The 17,794-nt window shown below is 67.1% G+C and carries 17 protein-coding genes; 9 read left to right on the top strand and 8 right to left on the bottom strand.

Translation table 11 applies throughout. The annotated features are described in order from the left end of the window. Positions 1–18 precede the first annotated feature (18 nt). Together VZC37_RS00245 and VZC37_RS00250 are read left to right on the top strand one after the other, a co-directional pair. A complete protein-coding gene (locus VZC37_RS00245; protein WP_330430413.1) occupies positions 19–1,551 on the top strand; it encodes a flavin-containing monooxygenase in 1,533 nt (510 codons plus the stop codon). 22 nt (positions 1,552–1,573) lie between these two features. Next, positions 1,574–2,404 carry an SDR family NAD(P)-dependent oxidoreductase gene (locus VZC37_RS00250; protein WP_330430414.1) on the top strand — a complete coding sequence of 277 codons (831 nt, stop codon included), beginning with the start codon at positions 1,574–1,576 and terminating at the stop codon, positions 2,402–2,404. 30 nt (positions 2,405–2,434) lie between these two features. On the opposite strand, the gene VZC37_RS00255 is transcribed toward VZC37_RS00250, so the two are convergent. Both VZC37_RS00255 and VZC37_RS00260 read right to left on the bottom strand, forming a co-directional pair. Next, the gene (locus tag VZC37_RS00255; protein ID WP_330430415.1) at positions 2,435–3,376 is read right to left on the bottom strand and encodes a type 2 periplasmic-binding domain-containing protein; all 942 of its coding nucleotides are present in this window, start codon (positions 3,374–3,376) and stop codon (positions 2,435–2,437) included. Between the two features lie 9 nt (positions 3,377–3,385). Further along, on the bottom strand, positions 3,386–4,006 hold the full coding sequence (locus tag VZC37_RS00260) for a MarC family protein (protein WP_330430416.1): 621 nt from the start codon (positions 4,004–4,006) through the stop codon (positions 3,386–3,388). A 38-nt stretch (positions 4,007–4,044) separates the two neighbouring features. Between VZC37_RS00260 and VZC37_RS00265 the strand changes: the two genes are divergently transcribed. Next, on the top strand, positions 4,045–5,118 hold the full coding sequence (locus tag VZC37_RS00265; protein WP_330431654.1) for a magnesium and cobalt transport protein CorA: 1,074 nt from the start codon (positions 4,045–4,047) through the stop codon (positions 5,116–5,118). A gap of 345 nt (positions 5,119–5,463) precedes the next feature. On the opposite strand, the gene VZC37_RS00270 is transcribed toward VZC37_RS00265, so the two are convergent. Next, positions 5,464–6,039: a suppressor of fused domain protein gene (locus VZC37_RS00270; protein ID WP_330430417.1), complete on the bottom strand. Its 576-nt coding sequence runs from the start codon at positions 6,037–6,039 to the stop codon at positions 5,464–5,466. Positions 6,040–6,102: 63 nt separating this feature from the next. Here VZC37_RS00270 and VZC37_RS00275 point away from each other — a divergent pair, with 63 nt between their 5' ends. Both VZC37_RS00275 and VZC37_RS00280 read left to right on the top strand, forming a co-directional pair. After that, entirely contained in the window at positions 6,103–6,777 is a 675-nt protein-coding gene (locus tag VZC37_RS00275) for a metallophosphoesterase family protein (RefSeq protein ID WP_330430418.1), read from the top strand. Next, the gene (locus VZC37_RS00280) at positions 6,767–7,624 is read left to right on the top strand and encodes a chromosome partitioning protein ParB (protein WP_330430419.1); all 858 of its coding nucleotides are present in this window, start codon (positions 6,767–6,769) and stop codon (positions 7,622–7,624) included. The genes VZC37_RS00275 and VZC37_RS00280 overlap by 11 nt, the downstream gene beginning before the upstream one ends. An 18-nt stretch (positions 7,625–7,642) precedes the next feature. Here VZC37_RS00280 and VZC37_RS00285 read toward each other — a convergent pair whose 3' ends face one another. From VZC37_RS00285 to VZC37_RS00305, 5 genes are all read right to left on the bottom strand, one after another. After that, the gene (locus tag VZC37_RS00285) at positions 7,643–8,821 is read right to left on the bottom strand and encodes an ABC transporter ATP-binding protein (protein WP_330430420.1); all 1,179 of its coding nucleotides are present in this window, start codon (positions 8,819–8,821) and stop codon (positions 7,643–7,645) included. Positions 8,822–8,824: 3 nt separating this feature from the next. Then, entirely contained in the window at positions 8,825–9,655 is an 831-nt protein-coding gene (locus VZC37_RS00290; protein WP_330430421.1) for a carbohydrate ABC transporter permease, read from the bottom strand. Positions 9,656–9,663: 8 nt separating this feature from the next. Beyond that, positions 9,664–10,812 carry an ABC transporter permease subunit gene (locus VZC37_RS00295; protein ID WP_330430422.1) on the bottom strand — a complete coding sequence of 383 codons (1,149 nt, stop codon included), beginning with the start codon at positions 10,810–10,812 and terminating at the stop codon, positions 9,664–9,666. Further along, the gene (locus tag VZC37_RS00300) at positions 10,809–12,212 is read right to left on the bottom strand and encodes an extracellular solute-binding protein (RefSeq protein ID WP_431309293.1); all 1,404 of its coding nucleotides are present in this window, start codon (positions 12,210–12,212) and stop codon (positions 10,809–10,811) included. Before VZC37_RS00300 ends, VZC37_RS00295 begins: the two co-directional genes overlap by 4 nt. 445 nt (positions 12,213–12,657) lie before the next feature. Further along, positions 12,658–13,146, bottom strand: coding sequence for a YflT domain-containing protein (locus VZC37_RS00305; protein ID WP_330430423.1), 489 nt, complete (start codon positions 13,144–13,146; stop codon positions 12,658–12,660). A 160-nt stretch (positions 13,147–13,306) separates the two neighbouring features. Between VZC37_RS00305 and VZC37_RS00310 the strand changes: the two genes are divergently transcribed. The 4 genes from VZC37_RS00310 to VZC37_RS00325 all read left to right on the top strand — a co-directional run bounded on the left by VZC37_RS00310 (position 13,307) and on the right by VZC37_RS00325 (position 17,794). Next, positions 13,307–14,629: a magnesium transporter MgtE N-terminal domain-containing protein gene (locus VZC37_RS00310; RefSeq protein ID WP_330430424.1), complete on the top strand. Its 1,323-nt coding sequence runs from the start codon at positions 13,307–13,309 to the stop codon at positions 14,627–14,629. Continuing rightward, the gene (locus VZC37_RS00315; RefSeq protein WP_330430425.1) at positions 14,626–15,165 is read left to right on the top strand and encodes a DUF1003 domain-containing protein; all 540 of its coding nucleotides are present in this window, start codon (positions 14,626–14,628) and stop codon (positions 15,163–15,165) included. The genes VZC37_RS00310 and VZC37_RS00315 overlap by 4 nt, the downstream gene beginning before the upstream one ends. Positions 15,166–15,460: 295 nt before the next feature. Further along, the gene (locus tag VZC37_RS00320) at positions 15,461–16,594 is read left to right on the top strand and encodes a lytic transglycosylase domain-containing protein (RefSeq protein ID WP_431309294.1); all 1,134 of its coding nucleotides are present in this window, start codon (positions 15,461–15,463) and stop codon (positions 16,592–16,594) included. A gap of 54 nt (positions 16,595–16,648) precedes the next feature. Beyond that, positions 16,649–17,794 (top strand): Mrp/NBP35 family ATP-binding protein, encoded by a 1,146-nt coding sequence (locus VZC37_RS00325; protein ID WP_330430427.1) that lies wholly within the window; start codon positions 16,649–16,651, stop codon positions 17,792–17,794.

A 17,794-nucleotide genomic window follows, 5' to 3' on the forward strand; every position in this document is an offset into this window, starting at 1 on the left:
GGACCCTATGGTGAGACCATGACAATGATCGATGTACAGATCGCCATCGTCGGGGCAGGCTTCTCCGGCCTGGGCGCAGCCATCAAGCTCAAGGAGAACGGCGTCGACGACTTCGTGGTGCTGGATCGTGGCACCGACTTCGGCGGTACGTGGCGCGACAACACCTACCCGGGCGCGGCGTGCGACGTCCCGTCGCAGCTCTACTCCTATTCGTTCGCCCACAATCCCCGCTGGTCACGCTCGTACTCCCACCAGCCGGAGATCCACCGCTACATCAACGACGTCGCCGACGAGCGCGGCGTCCGTGCACACACGCGTTTCCGCACCGAGGTGGAACTCGCCCAGTGGCACGACGACGAGCAGCGGTGGTACCTCGACGTGATTCGGGACGGGGAGCGCGAACAGATCCGCGCGCAGATCATGGTCGGCGCGGTCGGCCCGCTGTGTGAGCCGAACCTGCCCGACATCGACGGTTTCGACGACTTCGACGGCAAGATCGTGCACTCCGCTCGGTGGGACAACGACTACGACTTCACCGGCAAGCGGGTCGCGGTCATCGGCACCGGCGCCTCGGCGATTCAGCTCGTGCCCGAACTCGCCAAGGTGGCCGCTCGTCTCGATGTCTATCAGCGCACGGCGCCGTGGATCGTGCCGCGCACCGAGCGGCCGTACTCGGCGGCCGAGCACTGGGCATTCGAGAACGTGCCCGGATTCCAGACGGCGATGCGCGGCGTCGTGTACGCGGCCAACGAGGTGACGGCGTTCGGGCTCACCTACTCCCCCAAGTCACTCAAGCCGGTCGAGATGATCTGCCGGGCGAACATCGCCCGGTCGATCCGCGACCGGGAGCTGCGCCGCAAGGTGACCCCGACGTTCCAGGTCGGCTGCAAGCGGATCCTGCGTTCCAACGACTGGTATCCGGCGATCGCCCGCCGCAACGTCGACCTCGTCACCGACCGCATCGCATCGGTCACCGAGTCGGGCATCGCCACCACCGACGGCACCATCCGCGACGTCGACGTGATCGTCGTCGCCACCGGGTTCCACGTGACCGACTCCCCCGTGTTCGACAAGATCGTCGGCACCGGCGAGCGCAGCCTGTCGGGGGTCTGGGACGAGATCGGTATGCAGGGCTACAAGGGATCGTTCGTCAACGGCTTCCCCAACATGATGCTGATGATCGGCCCATCCACCGGATTGGGACACACGTCGATGGTGTACATGATCGAATCCCAGCTGAACTACCTCGTCGACTATGTCAGAACTGTTCGTGCACAAGGCATCACACGCACCGAGGTGAAGTTCGACGCCCAGCGCGCGTACAACGCCGAGATCCAGCACACCTTGCGCAACAGCGTGTGGGTGAACGGCGGCTGCGCCTCGTGGTACAAGGACCACCACGGCAACATCACCACCCTGTGGCCGGGCTTCACCTTCAACTTCCGACGAATCACCAAGCGCTTCGACATCGCCGCCTACGATGTGGAACGCCGTCGTGGGACACCCGCCGTCGAGGTCACCGAGAACCAACCGGCGACGATCAACGCCTGACCACCGCCGAGAGAAGGACATCATGAAAGACTTTCGTGACAAGGTCGTCGTCATCACCGGCGCCGGTTCCGGAATGGGCCGCGACCTCGCGGTGAAGCTGGGCCGGATGGGCGCCAAACTCGCCATCTCCGACCTCAACCCGGAGGGCCTGGCGGTCACCGAGAAACTGGTCGCCGAGACGGGGGCACCCGTGCACGCGCAGCTGCTCAACGTCGCCGAGCGCGAGGCCGTCCTGGAGTATGCGGACACCGTGGTTGCCCATTACGGCACCGTGAACGTCATCTTCAACAACGCCGGGATCGCGCACCATGGCGAGATCGAGCGCACCGAGTTCAAGGACATCGAGCGCGTGATGGACGTCGACTATTGGGGAGTCGTCAACGGCACCAAGGCGTTCCTGCCGCACATCATCGCCTCCGGCGACGGCCACATCGTCAACACGTCGTCACTGTTCGGCCTCCTGTCCGAACCCGGCCAGGCCGCCTACAACTCGGCGAAGTTCGCCGTGCGCGGCTTCACCGAGGCCCTCAACCAGGAGATGATCGTCGCCAAGCACCCGGTGAAGGTCACCTGTGTGCACCCGGGCGGGATCAAGACGGCCATCGCGCGCAACGCCACAGCCTCCGGCGACCACGACCAGAAGAAGACGGCCGACTTCTTCGACCGCTACCTGGCACGGATGACCTCGGAGGACGCCGCCGACGCCATCATCGCGGGCGTGCGCAAGAACCGGGCGCGGGTCCTGGTGGGTGCCGACGCGAAATTCCTCGACCTGTGGGTCCGCATCGTCGCGTCCGGATACCAGGGCATCGTCGCCCGGGTCACCGGCTGGGCACTGTCCAAGGCATCCTGACCGCACGGGTCCGCGGCCGGCCGGGCGCGATCAGAGATCGTGCTCGGCCAGCCATCCGTTCGCGAGATCGTCCGGATTCTCGCCGGCCACCGCACGTCGGGCCAGCGTGGCGAGATCGGCAGTGGTCATCTCACCGGCCACGGTGTTGATGGTCTTCACCTCGTCGAGAGTGAACGCCGCACTGCGGTAGACCGGCACCAACTGCTCGGGCCGGGGGCCCACCGCGGCGACCTGCACCTCCCTCGACGCCGAGGTGGTAGCCGTCGCCGTGGGCTGCTCCGGCTGGTCCGCGCGGAGTGCGCGGATGTCGCCGACCGCGCCCTCCGCGTCGTCGCCCGCGACGTCGAGCGGGGTCAGAATCCCCACCGCCCCACCGCCTGCCACACGGTCGACCACCACCGGAACCGACTCCACCGATTCCACGGCACCGAAGCGACACCCGGCGGAAGCAAAGGCGTCGATCACCCCCTGATCGGGGGCGCCGACGACCACGACGGGTGTCCCCGCGGCGATCCGATCACAGTCCGACAGGTCGGTCACCGCTCCCTCATCGGCCACCGTCGACGCCACGAACAGACGCGGGGTGCCGGTGACCATGGTCGCGTCACCTACTGAAACTCCCTGCGGCAGTGAACGATTCAGATCGATGAAGACGTCGTCGGCAGTCGCCGGGGCGAGCTGCGGTGCCAGCTGTGCGAGCAGCCGGCCGCTGAACGCCGGGAACAGGTCCACCGACGTGGTGTCCATCTCGTCGAGCAACGTCCGATAGTCGGCCGTACGAATCTCGGACGACACCTGCGAGCCGGTGTGGCGCAGCGCCCCGGCGTAGACCCGCACCATCACCTGCATCGCGGGTGAGTCGGTCGCGCCCAGCACCAGCTCGCGCGGCCCCGACTCGTCGTCCGCGCACCCCGCCAGGGAGACGACGAGGGCACAGGCCACCAGAATCGCTGTCGCTGCGCGCTTGATCACGCACCCACGTTAGCCGCCCTCGGCGATGAACCCGGCGATGGAGTCGGCGATCAGTTGGACCGCGATCGCCGCGAGCAGCAGACCGGCGATCTTGGCCAGCAGGGTGATCCCCCCGATTCCGAGCAGACGGATCAGGACCGTCGAATACCGCAGCACGATCATCACGATCAGGTGGACGGTGACGATGGCGGCCGCGATCGCGATGTAGCCGCCGGCGTTCCCGGCTTCGGCGCTGACCGCGACGATCACGGCCGCGATCGCACCCGGGCCGGCCAGCAGGGGCGTGCCCAGCGGCACCAACGCGACATTGACGTCGTCGCTGGCCTCGGGTTTGCCCGCGGAGCCCAGTCCCGTCAGCAACTGCAGCGCGACGAGCAGCAGCAACAGTCCGCCCGCGCCCTGCAACGCCGGGATGCCGATGTGCAGGTAGTTCAGAATTGCCTTGCCGCCGATCGCGAACACACTGATCACCAGCAGACTGACCAGCGGCGCCTGCCACGCCGCGCGGCGACGGTACTCGGCGGACCGGTGACCGACGAGGCTGAGGAACACCGGCACCTGTCCAGGTGGGTCCATGATCACCACGAGCGTGATCAACGTCGTGGTGTACACGGTCACGTCGAAGGGCACGCGGTGATCCTACGAGTAGCATCCCTGTCGTGCCCTCGATGCCACACCTGCGTCCAGGCGGACTCGTCGGCCAGCGACGCGACAAACGGCTTCTGCCGCGGATCCCGGTACCCGCGGCACGGGCGGTGGTCGACTGCGCCGTCTACATCGACGGTCATCGTCAGGCCGGGCACATCTCCTATGTCGACGCGCTGCAGCAGGTCCGCTCGACCGGCAAGGGGTTCGTCTGGCTCGGCCTGCACTCCCCCGACGACGAGCAGATGGAGGGTGTCGGCCGCACGTTCGGTCTGCACGAACTGGTCGTCGAGGACGCCGTCAACGCCCACCAGCGCCCCAAGCTCGAGGTGTACGACGACACCCAGTTCCTGGTGCTGCGCACCGTCAAGTACGTCGAACACGAGTCGATCGACAAGGCCAGTGAGGTCGTCGAGACCGGCGAGATCATGATCTTCGCCGGATCCGATTTCGTGATCACCGTCCGCCACGGCGACCACACCCACCTCTCCGGGGTGCGCCGCCGGCTCGAAGCTCGTCCGGAACGGCTCGCATTGGGACCGACGTCGGTGTTGCACGCGATCTCCGACCTCGTCGTCGACAGCTATCTCGGTGTGACCGAGCGGATGGAATCGGACATCTACGCAATCGAGGCAGCAGTGTTCGGGCCGCAACGATCGCTCAACATCGACCCGGTTTACCTGCTCAAACGCGAGGTCCTCGAACTCCGGCGCGCGGTCACACCGCTCACCGGCCCGCTCGCCGGACTCACAGCGCAGAATCCGCTGGTACCCAAGGAGATCCGTCGTCATTTCCGCGACGTCGCCGACCACCTGACCACGGTCATCGAGCGCGTGGTCGAGTACGACGAGGTGCTGACGTCACTGCTCGGCGCCGCCGCGGCCAAGGTCGGTATCCAGCAGAACACCGACATGCGCAAGATCTCGGCCTGGGTCGCGATCGCGGCGGTCCCGACCCTCGTCGCCGGCATCTACGGCATGAACTTCGAGTACATGCCGGAGCTCGACGAGCGGTGGGGCTATCCCGCGGTGATCATCGGACTCCTCGTCACCTGCAGCACGCTGTGGGTGGTGTTCCGCCACCACCGCTGGCTCTGAGCACGACCGATCCCTGAGGAGATCCGGAGCCTGCGAAGGATCGTCACGAAGGGCCCTTCGAGACCCTTCGATACCCTTCGATACGCTCGCAAGCTCGCTACTCAGGGCGGCGCGCTCGCAACTCGCTACTCAGGGCGGCGCACTCGCAAGCTCGCTCCTCAGGGACCAGAGGTCGCCGCTCGCACCCAACCACCGATCCCTGAGGAGATCCGGAGCCTGCGAAGGATCGTCACGAAGGGCCCTTCGAGACGCTCGCAAGCGCTCCTCAGGGACCAGAGGGAGACGCTCGCAAGCTCGCTACTCAGGGCGGCGCACTCGCAAGCTCGCTCCTCAGGGACCGGGGCGTCACAGTTGCGCTGCCGCCCGGTCCGGTGCCATCACGTCGATCCGCGCCTCTCGCCACGCCTCCCGCAACGCGTCGGCACCTTTGAGCCGGACCCACGCGGCCTCGTTGGCGGTGATCGGCACGGCACGCAGGAACTGCACCGGATCCATCGGATCGGGAAGTGCCAGGTCGCCGAGGTCGTCGTCCTCGAGGACCATCGCCGTCGCGGCCGCGCCGTCCCACATCGGCTCCGACAGGTCGACGAGGGCGTCGGGGGCCAGGATCAGACCTTCGACGGCCGGAGCCGCGGCGACGGTGGCCATCCGACGGTGCAGGCCGGGCAACGGGGACGTCGCGTGCATGCGCACCACGAGCTCGGCTCGCGGTCCGCGCACCGGATCGGCGTGGATGTCGGTCGGCTCCGACATCGGGTGCCGGGCACATCCGACGGTGACGTAGACGAGGTCGTCGCCGGTGACGAAGCGCAGGACCTCGATGGGTTCGACCCCGAGGAACGTCACCGACGCCCGTTGCGGTTGTGCGGACAGGCGTTCGGCGAGGAACTCGCTGATCCGGTCGGTGACGGCGTCGCTCATCGTTCCCACCGTAGTCGGCGCCGACGTGGCCTGATGCGCCGCCGGGACCGTACTCTGGCAGACGTGGTTCGAGTCCTGGCCGTGGCCGACGAGGTCGTGGAGTCGCTGACCTTCGGCGTCGGCATCGAGAGCCGCCCCGATGTGATCCTGGGTGCGGGTGACCTGCCGTTCGAATATCTGGAGGTCCTCGCGACCCTGTGTGACGCGCCCTGCGTCTTCGTGCCCGGCAACCACGACCGGGACCTCTCGGGCTACCGTCTGGCCCGGTCCGGTTGGGTGCGGGCCGGGCTGCCGTCGGCCGAACCCGGACCGCGCGGGGCGATCAACGTCGACGGTCGCACGGTCACGGTGGCCGGCCTGCGGATCAGCGGGCTCGGCGGGTGCCGACGCTACAACGACGGACCCAATCAGTACACCGACGTGCATCAACGGCTGCGGTCGTGGCGGCTCACCTGCTCCCGGCCGGCACCCGACATCCTCCTGACCCACAGTCCGGCGCGTGGAGTCGGCGACGGCGACGACCCACCACACCGCGGGTTCGACTGCTACCACAATCTGGTGCGGTCACTGCAACCCACGCTGATGGTGCATGGACACGTACACCCGTACGGAATGCGGCCGTCGGACAAGATGATCGGCGACGTCACCATCTCGATGAACGTGGTCGGCTACTGCCAGTTCGACATCGATCCCGGCACAAGGGAATTCCGAGTGGTGAGGCGACGACATGGCGCGTGACACCGGATTCCCCGACGCCGACGCGCAGAACGACTTCATGCGCATGCGACGGCACGCCGAGATGTCCCGGCTGATGGCCTGGTTCACCCGGCAGCCCGCCGACGTCAACACCGTGCTGCCGTTCGACGAGGTGGTCACCGCACTCGGCCGTGTCGGCGAGACCACGTTGGGGCTGCAGCAGGTGGAGGTCTCCTCCATCGTCGGAAGTGTCGACCGCACCAAGGATTTCGATCGTTACTTCCGGCCGACGTCGTCCCGGATCCGGGAGCGGTGGCAACGACTCGCCGCCGCGCAGCGACGCGGGGAATCGGTGCCACCGGTCGCGCTCTATCGGGTCGGTTCGATGCACTTCGTCCTCGACGGACACCATCGCGTCTCCATCGCGATCGCCCGCCACTTCCACACCATCGACGCCTACGTCACCGAGATCCACACCCGGATCTCACCCGACGGCATCAATGTGACCTCAGACCTGCTGCTCAAAGACCACCGCCGGCTGTTCCTGTCACGGGTGCCGCTCGGCGGCGCCCAGGCCGAGGCGATCCGGCTCGCCGACCCCTTCGACTACGCCGAACTCGCCGAGAACGTCGAGGCCTGGGGATTCCGGCTCTCGCAGGAACTCGGCGAGTACCTCAGCCGGGTCGAGGTGGCGCGCCGCTGGTTCGGCGAGGAGTTCCTGCCGGTGGTGCGGATGGCCCGACGTGCCGAGATCCGCCCCGACCTGAACAGTGACGCCGAGCTCTACATGTGGCTCGCCTGCGAGCGATACCGCTTGGTGCGCAAGCACATCTGGGACGACGAGATCCTCAAGGAGCTACACGACCAGGGACGTCGCCGTCGCCGATGACGCCGACCGGCCGCGGCCTCACCCGAGACGCAGGTTCGCGCCCGACTCCTGATCGAAGACGGCGACCCGCCCTGTGTCGTAGAACAATTCGGCAGTACTGCCGCGGCTGATCGACGACTCCGGCGACACCCGGGCGATCATCTGACCGCCACCGATGTCCACACCGCCGGCATCCGCGGAGAGCTCCGCCAGGGCATCACTGGTCGCATGTGGGGTGTCGACCGAGAAGTAGACGTAGTTGTCAGAGCCCATGTTCTCGATCACGTCGACCGACGCGCTGAACGTCGCGCCGTGATCCCGGGTGTCGGTGTCGACGAGCGCCGAATCCTCCAGGTGCTCCGGGCGGATACCCACCAGCACCTCGCCGTTGCTGCGCGCCTTCTCCGCATTGGCGACCACCTTCTGGTGGTCGGGCACGGAGATCCGCCCGATCGGGGTCTCGATGGCATCGCCGTCGATGCGCCCGGGCAGGAAGTTCATCGCCGGTGATCCGATGAACCCGGCGACGAACAGGTTTGCCGGCTCATTGTAGAGTTCCTGCGGCGTGCCGATCTGCTGCACGTAGCCGCCACGCAGGACCACCACGCGATCACCGAGCGTCATCGCCTCGGTTTGGTCGTGGGTGACGTAGATGGTCGTTGTCCCGAGTCGCTGCTGGAGGCGGGCGATCTCGGTGCGCATCTGGACGCGCAGTTTCGCATCGAGGTTGGAGAGCGGCTCGTCCATGAGGAATGCCTTGGGCGACCGGACGATCGCGCGTCCCATCGCGACGCGCTGACGCTGACCACCGGAGAGGTTGGCCGGTTTGCGGTCGAGATACGGTCCGAGATCCAGGATCTTGGCCGCCTCGTCGACCTTGGCGGAGATCTCGGACTTGCTCATCTTGGCCAGGGTCAGCGGGAACGCGATGTTCTCGCGCACCGACATGTGCGGATACAACGCATAGCTCTGGAACACCATCGCGATGTCGCGGTCCTTCGGCGCGCGTTCGTTGACCCGCTCCCCTTCGATCCGCAGCTCGCCCGAGGTGATGTCCTCGAGGCCCGCGATCATGTTGAGGGTGGTCGACTTCCCGCATCCCGACGGACCGACGAGGATGATGAACTCGCCGTCGGCGATGTCCACGTCGACGCCGTGGACCGCGGTCGAGCCGTCCGGGTACTGCTTGGTCACTTTTTCCAGGATGATCTCGGCCACGGGCTATCCCTTCACGGCGCCGGAGGTCAGACCGGCCACGATTCTGCGTTGGAAGAACAGGACGAAGATGATGATCGGGATGGTGATGACGACCGCCGCTGCCGCGATCGAACCCGTCGGCTCCTCGAACTGCGAGTCACCGGTGAAGTTCGCGATCGCGACCGGCGCGGTGATCGCGCGTTCGGTCGAGGTCAGCGACAGTGCGAGCAGCAGGTCGTTCCAGGCGAAGATGAACACCAGGATCGCCGCGGTCACGACGCCCGGCGCCGCCAGCGGCGCAATCACCTTGCGGAAGGCCTGAAACGGCGTCGCCCCATCCATCTTCGCGGCCTTCTCCAACTCCCAGGGGATCTCGCGGAAGAAAGCCGACAGGGTGTAGATCGCCAGGGGCAGCGCAAAGGTGATGTAGGGCAGGATCAGACCGGGCCAGGTGTCGAACAGGCCGATGCTGCGTTCGATGTTGAACAGCGGTGTGACCAGCGAGATCTGCGGGAACATCGCGATCAGCAGCGCAGCGCCGATCAGCAGTCGCTTACCCGGGAAGTCGAGGCGTGCAACCGCATACGCCGCCATCGTGCCGAGCAGCACCGCGATGACGGTGGTGATCAGACCGATGCCGATGGAGTTGCGGAGTGCGCTGGTGAAGGCACTGGTCTCGAAGATGCCCGCGTAGTTGTCCCACGTCCATTCCTGCGGGATGAAGTTCCCGTCGGTCACGCTGCCCGGCGGCTTGAACGACAGGCTGATGATCCACAGCAGCGGGATGACGGCGTAGAGGATCACCAGAACGTTGGCGATCGCCCACCAGACCCTGCTCGAAGTGTTGCGCGTCATGTCCGGACCTACCTCCCCTCGTTCTCGGAACCTGGCGCCGCCGTACCGAAGCCCTTGACGAAGATGAACGCGATGATCGCGACACAGACGAAGATCAGGACGCTGATGGCGGAGCCGATACCGAGGTTGAACGCCTTGAACAGGTTGTCGTAGCCGAGCATCGACACCGAGTAGGTGTTGTTCGAACCACGCGTCAACACGTAGATGTTGTCGAAGATGCGGAACGCGTCGAGCGTCCGGAACAACAGCGCGACCAGGATGGCCGGCTTCATCAGCGGGATGATGATGCGCCACAGGCGGGTCCACGCACCGGCGCCGTCCACCTGAGCGGCCTTCAGCAGATCGTCGGGGACCAGCGCCAGACCGGCCAGCAGCAGCAGCGCCATGAACGGTGTCGTCTTCCACACCTCGGCGAGCACGATGATCGCCAACGACGGCCACTGTTCGGTGAGCGGCGCGGTGCCGTCGGGCAGCAGATTCGCCAGGTAGCCGGTCTCGGGTGTCCACGCGTAGTACCACGAGAACGCCGCCGCGACGGTCACGATCCCGTACGGGATCAGCACGACGGTGCGGATCGTGCCGCGGCCGAAGATGGTGCGGTGCATGACGAGTGCGATCGCCATGCCGAGGACGAGCTCGATCGCGACGGACACGACCGTGATCCCCGTGGTGACGAAGAACGAGGTCCACCAGTAGCTGTCGGTGAGAACGGTCGCATAGTTGCTGAACCACACGAACTCTCGCTCACCGGGCGCCGACAGGCTCATCTTGTTCAGCGACAGCCAGAAGGCGTAGATGATCGGATACCCGGTCACCAGCAGCATCATCAGCGCCGCCGGCGCCACCAGCCAGAACGCCAGCCGACGCTCGGCCGATTTGCCCTCGCTGATCGCCTTTCTCCGCGCGCTGTCCGGCCGAGCCGGCTCACGTTCGGCGGTCGCGACGGCGGTTGCCGATCCGCCCGTCGCTCCGGCGGATTCGGGTGTGGCCGCTGAATCCGCCGGCGGTACCCACCCGCCAGCTGCCTGTCCCGTCGAGCCCTGTCCCGTCGAGCCCGACGGTGGACGCACCGACGGCTCGCGGGCGGGTGTGTCGCCCTCGGGCATCGCGTGCCGTCCGGGGCGCGAACGCGGATCGTCGTTGCCGCCGGTCGTCATGGGATCAGCCCCTCTCCGTTGATCGCCGCCTCGACCTGCTCGGCGAGTTCGTCGACCAGCGTCTCCGGGTCCCACTGCCCGACCGGACTGAGCTTGGCCGTCAGCAGTGTCGAGATCGACTGGTAGACCGGGGAAGCCGGCCGCAGCGCCGCGGTGTTCTCCTCGAGCTGCGCACGGATGTCATTACCCATCGGGTATGCCGCCTGGAAGTCCGGGTCGTCGTAGATCGATTCGATGGTCGGCGGGGTGCCGCCCTCGATCGAGTACACGCGCTGTGCGTCGCGACTGGTGAGGCAGGCGGCGGCCTCGAAGGCCAACTCCGGCTGCTGCGACGTACTCGCCACCGCGATGTTCACGCCACCCAGCGTGGTCTTCGTCGGGAGTTCCGGACTCACACCCGGATAGCGGGCGAAGTTGAACTTGGACCGCACCACGCGATTCACCGGCGCGAGTTCGGTGTCGGCCGGCGGGTTGTCCGGGTCGGCGAACATCGGACCGAACTCGGTCATCTCCGGGAAGAAGGGCACGTCGCCGGCAGCGGCATTGCTCCGCATCGACGAGAACACGAACGGCCAGTTGACCTCGTAGGCCGCGCTGCCGTTCTCCATGCCCAGACGGGCAGCGGACTCGTCGGAGTTCGTCAGCGAGGGATCGCTGCCGGGCGCGGTGGCGACCGCCTTGAGGATCGTCAGTGCGCGCACGGTGGCGGCGCGATGCTCGGGAGTGTCGTTCAGCGTCACCTTGTTCGGGTCATCGGGGTCGACGACCTGCCCACCGGCACTTGCCAGCACCGAGTTGAACCACACCATCAGGCCTTCGTACTGACGACCCTGCACCATGATGTAGCTGGGCCCGCCCTGGGCGTAGATCTCCTCGGTGTCGGCGAGCATCTCTTCCCAGGTGCTCGCGGGACGGGACTTGTTCAGGTACTGACGCAGGACGTCCGGCCGGTACCAGAGCAATTGGGTGTTGGTCCACGTCGGGATCGCATACAGCCGTTGCTCGGCATCGTCGGGGGTCTTCCACATCGCCGTCTCCAGCGGACCGCCGAGAGTGTCCTCCTCGACGGTTGCGGCGAGGTCGTCCGGGACCGGCACCATCCATCCGGCATCGGCGAACTCCGCGGTCCACACGACATCCATGCCCATGAGGTCGAGGCCCGCGTCGTTGCCGGCGAGACGACGCGCCAACTGGAGCCGCTGGTCATCGGCAGACTTGGGCAGCGGCGTCGTGACGATCCGGTACGCGCCATTGGATTGCTCCGTGCACTGCTCGCCCACGCTCTCGATGAACGAGGCGCCGTCAGCCGGCGGATAGATGTTGATGACCCGGGGCGTGTAGCCCGAACCGCAGGCCGTGACGATCGGCAACGCGGTCGCCAGGGCAGCTGCCGCGATCACCAGTCTTCGTCTCAGACCCGGGGAGGATCGACCGAAATCGGAACTGCCAGCCCACAACCGCACGCAGCCTCCTCGATGTCGTTCGCGGTGCAAGACTTCGAGGCCGCACCGGTCAGCGTCTGCGTTACGTTAGCCTTCACGGTTCGTGACGTGCAACACATTCGGTAAGGGCGTGCCAGAACGTAGGTGAATCGTGATCTGAGCCGAAATCGACTGTGTCGAACTACATCGGGTCTTCGCCCCCGTGAATTCGGGGGTTGTGATCCTGGTCTCGGACTAGTGTCCCGCGCCGGAAATTCGTTTCATGAGTTCGGCGGTCCAGGTGGATGCATCGCGAGGCGGCGGAGGAGCAGGTACTGGATGTACCTGCGACGACGCCAACGAAGCGAGGCGCCGCCTGGACGTCGAAATCATCAACGAATTTCCGGCGCGGGACACTAGGTGGTCAGGTCGCCAGCCGGCTCAGCATGTCGCGTGCCTGCTCGGCGGTTCGGGGGTCGCACAGGACGTCGTAACGGCCGGCGACCAGCTGCATCGTGGATGCGAAATCGCGTTGCCCGCGGGTCGCGGCGTACGGGATCGTGGTCGAGATCACGCCGAAGATGATGCCGCCGACCAGACCGAAGACAATGGGCGCGAAGCCGGCACCGGTCACCACCAGCGACACGAGCAGACCGAAGAAGAGGCCCAGCCAAGCACCCGAGACGACGCCTCCGCCGATCACCTTTCCCCAGCTCAGACGACCGATCACCCGCTCGACCTGCATCAGGTCGACACCCACGATGGTCACGTCCTGCACGGTGAAGTTCTGATCCGACAGGTAATCCACGGCGCGCTGCGCCTCCGCGTAGGTGCCGTACGAACCGATCGGCCACCCCTTCGGCGGCGTCGGCAGGCCCGGGGTCTCGCGGCCTGGGCGCATCGGATTCGTCATCTCGCGTCCTCACTATCTAGGGCGCCTTCGGCGCGACTATTTCGGGCGCCTTCGGCGCGACTATTCGGTGCATTCGGTGCGCACCCTGTCGACGCCGGGGGCGCGGTGACCGACAGCCGGGACGCGCAGCGCGCATCCCGCTGCCACTACCCTTACTCCCATGGCGGTCGTGAGCAAGGTGTACGTGGCCAGGCTGGTCGGTTTGGCCGTGCTCGGACCGGACGGCGAGTCGATCGGCCGGGTCCGTGACGTCGTGGTCGCGGTCCGGCTTTCCGGCCAGCAGCCGCGTGCGCTCGGACTCGCCGTGGAACTGACCACCCGTCGACGTATCTTCGTCCCGATGCTGCGGGTGACGTCGATCGAGCCCCAAGCGGTCACCCTGAACACGGGCAACGTGAGTCTCCGGCGGCTACACCTGCGGCCGGGCGAGGCGCTGGCGATCGGTCAGATCCTCGATTCCCGTGTCCGCGTTGACGACCCCGATCTAACCGACCTCGCCGGCGTGGACGTGACCGTCGTCGATCTGGGTATCGAACGCACCCGCACCCGCGACTGGGTGGTGTCGCGGGTGGCGGTGCGCACCGGCCGCAAGGGTCTGCGGCGGCGCGGCGAGACACATGTCGTCGACTGGAACCATGTCAGCGGCCTCACTCCCACCGACCTGAACCTCCCCGGCCAGGGTGTCGCGCAGGCACTGCTGCAGTTCGAGGGCATGCGTGCGGCGGACGTCGCCAACGCGTTGCGCGAACTGCCCGTCAAACGCCGCGACGAGATCGCCGCGGCGCTCGACGACGAGCGCCTGGCCGACGTCCTGCAGGAGCTGCCACCCGACGACCAGACCGACGTGCTGGCCCATCTCGAACTCGAGCGCGCCGTCGACGTGCTCGAGGCGATGGACCCCGACGATGCTGCCGACCTGCTGGGCGAACTGCCCGACGCGGAAGCCGAATCGTTGCTCGAACGCATGGATCCGGAGGACTCCGAGCCGGTCCGCCGCCTGCTCACCCACTCACCGGACACCGCGGGTGGGTTGATGACGACCGAGCCGATCATCGTCACACCGGCGACGACGATCGCCGAAGCCCTTGCCCGCGCACGCAATCCGGATGTCACGCCGGCCGCGGCGAGTCAGATCTTCGTGGTCCGCCCGCCCACGGCCACGCCCACCGGCAAGTACATCGGCTGCGCCCATCTGCAGGCGCTGCTGCGTGAGCCTCCCGCCGACCTCGTGGCCGGAATCCTGGACACCGACCTGTCGCGGCTGCACCCCGAGGACTCCTTGGAGACGGTGACCCGATACTTCGCGACCTACAACATCGTGTGTGGTCCGGTGGTCGACGAGGGAGGCCACCTCCTCGGCGCGGTCACCGTCGACGACCTCCTCGACGAGCTCCTCCCCCGCGACTGGCGTGAGACCGACTCCGACGACACCGGGCCGATCCCGAAGATCACCGATGTCGGCGCCACAGGAGCGGGTGCGTGAGCCCCGAACAGTCGGGCCGTCGCCTCGACACCCCGCGCCAGGGCCGTCGGTTCTCGTTCAATCTCGACTCCGACGTCGTGGGGGTGTATGCCGAGCGCATCGCCCGCTTCCTCGGCACCGGACGGTATCTGGCCATCCAGACCGTCATCGTGATCGTGTGGATCGCACTGAATCTCGTCGCGGTCTCCTGGCGGTGGGACCCGTATCCGTTCATCTTGCTGAACCTCGCCTTCTCCACCCAGGCGGCCTACGCGGCACCGCTGATCCTGCTCGCGCAGAACCGGCAGGAGAACCGGGACAAGGTCTCGCTCGACGAAGACCGCATGCGCGCGGCGCAGACCAAGGCCGACACCGAGTTCCTCGCGCGTGAACTGGCGGCCGTGCGACTCGCCGTCGGCGACACCGTGACCCGCGACTACCTGCGACGGGAGCTCGACGATCTGCTGACCGAACTCACCGAACGGCTGTCGCCCACCGACGACGCGGACGACGAGTTCGGCCTGCGACCCGGCGATTCGCGGGACCCCGACAAGTAACACACGAGTGTTCATCGCCCGATCAGATGCATGTGGTCAAGAATTGTCGGGTTCCTGTACTGGGGCGGTCGACCCATATGTATCGTGGGTCACACGTCAGCCGGTCCGGGGAGCAGGTGTCCGGGGGAGATCCCGGGGGAATGACACGGCCGGTTACGGCGTATCCCCGCGCAGGTCAGGCGGACATACACGAGTGGTGGACAAACGGAGTGGGTGTGGATAGGCAGTCGACGTCGGTTTCGCGGTCGCAGACCGCACCGGCCACGGGAGGGACGATGTCGCCGAGGGGTGAGTGGTGAGCCCGCGACCGTTCCGCCGAACCCGCGGGCCACGCCGTGCGCGTGTATCTCGGCGTGCGCTGGCGGTCGGTACCGGCGGCCTGCTGGTCGGCGCGATGATGCTGGGAGCGGCGACGTCGAGCGCAGCGGGCGGATCGCTCGCGCAACCGGAAACCGTGCGTGAGGACACCCCCGTCGTCGCCGCGCAGATCGTGCCCGGCGCGCCCGTCACGCTACTGGGCTTCGCACCGCCGCCGAAGACCCCCGAACCGGTGGTCGAGCCACAGTTCCGGATCGCCGCGAGTCTGCCGAGCGGCCCGCTCGGCATCCCCGGGGTGGTGCTGCAGGCCTACAAGCTCGCCGCCAACCGTGTCGACGCCGAGTCACCGCAGTGCAAGCTGCCCTGGTTCCTGCTGGCGGGAATCGGCCGGATCGAGTCCAATCACGCGTCCAACGGTTCGGTCGACGAATACGGAACCACCATCAACCCGATCGCCGGACCGATCCTCGACGGCTCGCTCGCCGGCAACGCGGTGATCCGCGACACCGACGGCGGCAGTATCGACGGCGACGCGGGACACGACCGCGCCATGGGGCCGATGCAGTTCATCCCGAGCACCTGGGCCAGTTGGGGATCGGACGCCAACGGCGACGGCAAGTCCGACCCGAACAACGTCTTCGACGCCACCTACTCCGCCGGCCGCTACCTGTGTGCGGGCGTCAGCGACATCCTCGCCGAACAGAACAAGGTCTCCGCGATCCTGCGCTACAACCGCTCGATGGAGTACGTGGCCAACGTCCTGAGCTGGGCGGGCGCCTACGCCACCGGCGTGATGCCGACCGATCCGATCCCGGAACCGAAGCGCAAGCCGAGCAAGTCCTCGAAGAAGAAGCCGTCCACCCCGACGACCCCGGGCGAGAGTTCGTCGGCACCGTCGTCGACGACACCCGAGACCAGCAGCACTCCCCCGCCCACCTGCATCGGTCAGCTGTGCCTGCCACCCGATCTGATCCCCCGGGAGATGCTGCCGCCGCAACTACAACCGCGGACCGCACCCACACAGGAGCCGACGCCGCCGCGGAACAACCCGCAACCGCGCCGACAGGGTCCGCCGACGACCACCACGCCCGTTCCCGGCGCCGCCCGCTGACGTCGGCCGAACGGTCTGCCAGGACCGATATGCCCGAGCGTTAAGCTGGCAGGGATGACTACCGGAGTTCTCCCCACCGAATCAGCGGTTCGTGCCGCACTGAGCAAGGTCAACGACCCCGAGATCGGCAAACCCATCACCGACCTCGGCATGGTCAAGTCGATCACCGTCAACGACGACGCCAGCGTGGACATCGTCGTGTACCTGACGACGTCGGGCTGCCCGATGCGCAACGAGATCAGCGGGCGCGTCGAGACCGCCGCAGCCGATGTCCCCGGGGTCGGGACGGTTCGTGTGGAACTCGACGTGATGGACGACGAGCAACGCACCGAGCTGCGCAAGAAGCTGCGCGGGGACCGCGCGGAACCCGTGATCCCGTTCGCCCAGCCGGGTTCACTCACCCGCGTGTACGCGGTCGCCTCCGGCAAGGGCGGCGTCGGCAAGTCCAGCGTCACGGTGAACCTCGCTGTCGCCCTCGCCGAACGCGGCCTCAGTGTGGGTGTGCTCGACGCCGACATCTACGGCCACTCCGTGCCCCGGATGCTCGGCAGCGACGCCAAGCCCACGCAGGTCGAGCAGATGATCATGCCGCCGCAGAGCCACGGGGTGCGGTTCATCTCGATCGGCCAGTTCACCGACGGCAACACCCCGGTGACCTGGCGCGGCCCGATGCTGCACCGCGCGCTGCAGCAGTTCCTCGCCGACGTCTACTGGGGCGACCTCGACGTGCTGCTCCTCGATCTCCCGCCGGGTACCGGCGACGTCGCCATCTCCATCGCCCAGCTCATCCCGGGTGCGGAGATCCTGGTCGTCACCACTCCGCAGCAGGCGGCTGCCGAGGTCGCCGAACGCGCGGGCGCGATCGCCCTGCAGACACGGCAGAAGATCCTGGGCGTGGTGGAGAACATGTCCTGGATGGAACTGCCCGACGGCTCGCGGATGGAGCCGTTCGGTTCGGGCGGCGGCGAGATGGTCGCCGAACGGTTGACCCGTGCGGTCGGCTCGTCGGTGGAGTTGCTCGGTCAGGTGCCACTCGAGACCACCCTGCGTGAGGGCGGTGACGCGGGCATGCCGGTGGTTCTGTCCGATCCGGAGTCCGCATCCGGGTCCGCGCTCCGAGCGGTCGCCGAGAAACTGGCGGTTCGCCGACGCGGCCTCGCCGGGATGAGCCTCGGGCTCGACACGACCCGCCACGGCTGA

Source organism: Gordonia sesuvii (assembly GCF_036350415.1).
Classification (GTDB): domain Bacteria; phylum Actinomycetota; class Actinomycetes; order Mycobacteriales; family Mycobacteriaceae; genus Gordonia; species Gordonia sesuvii.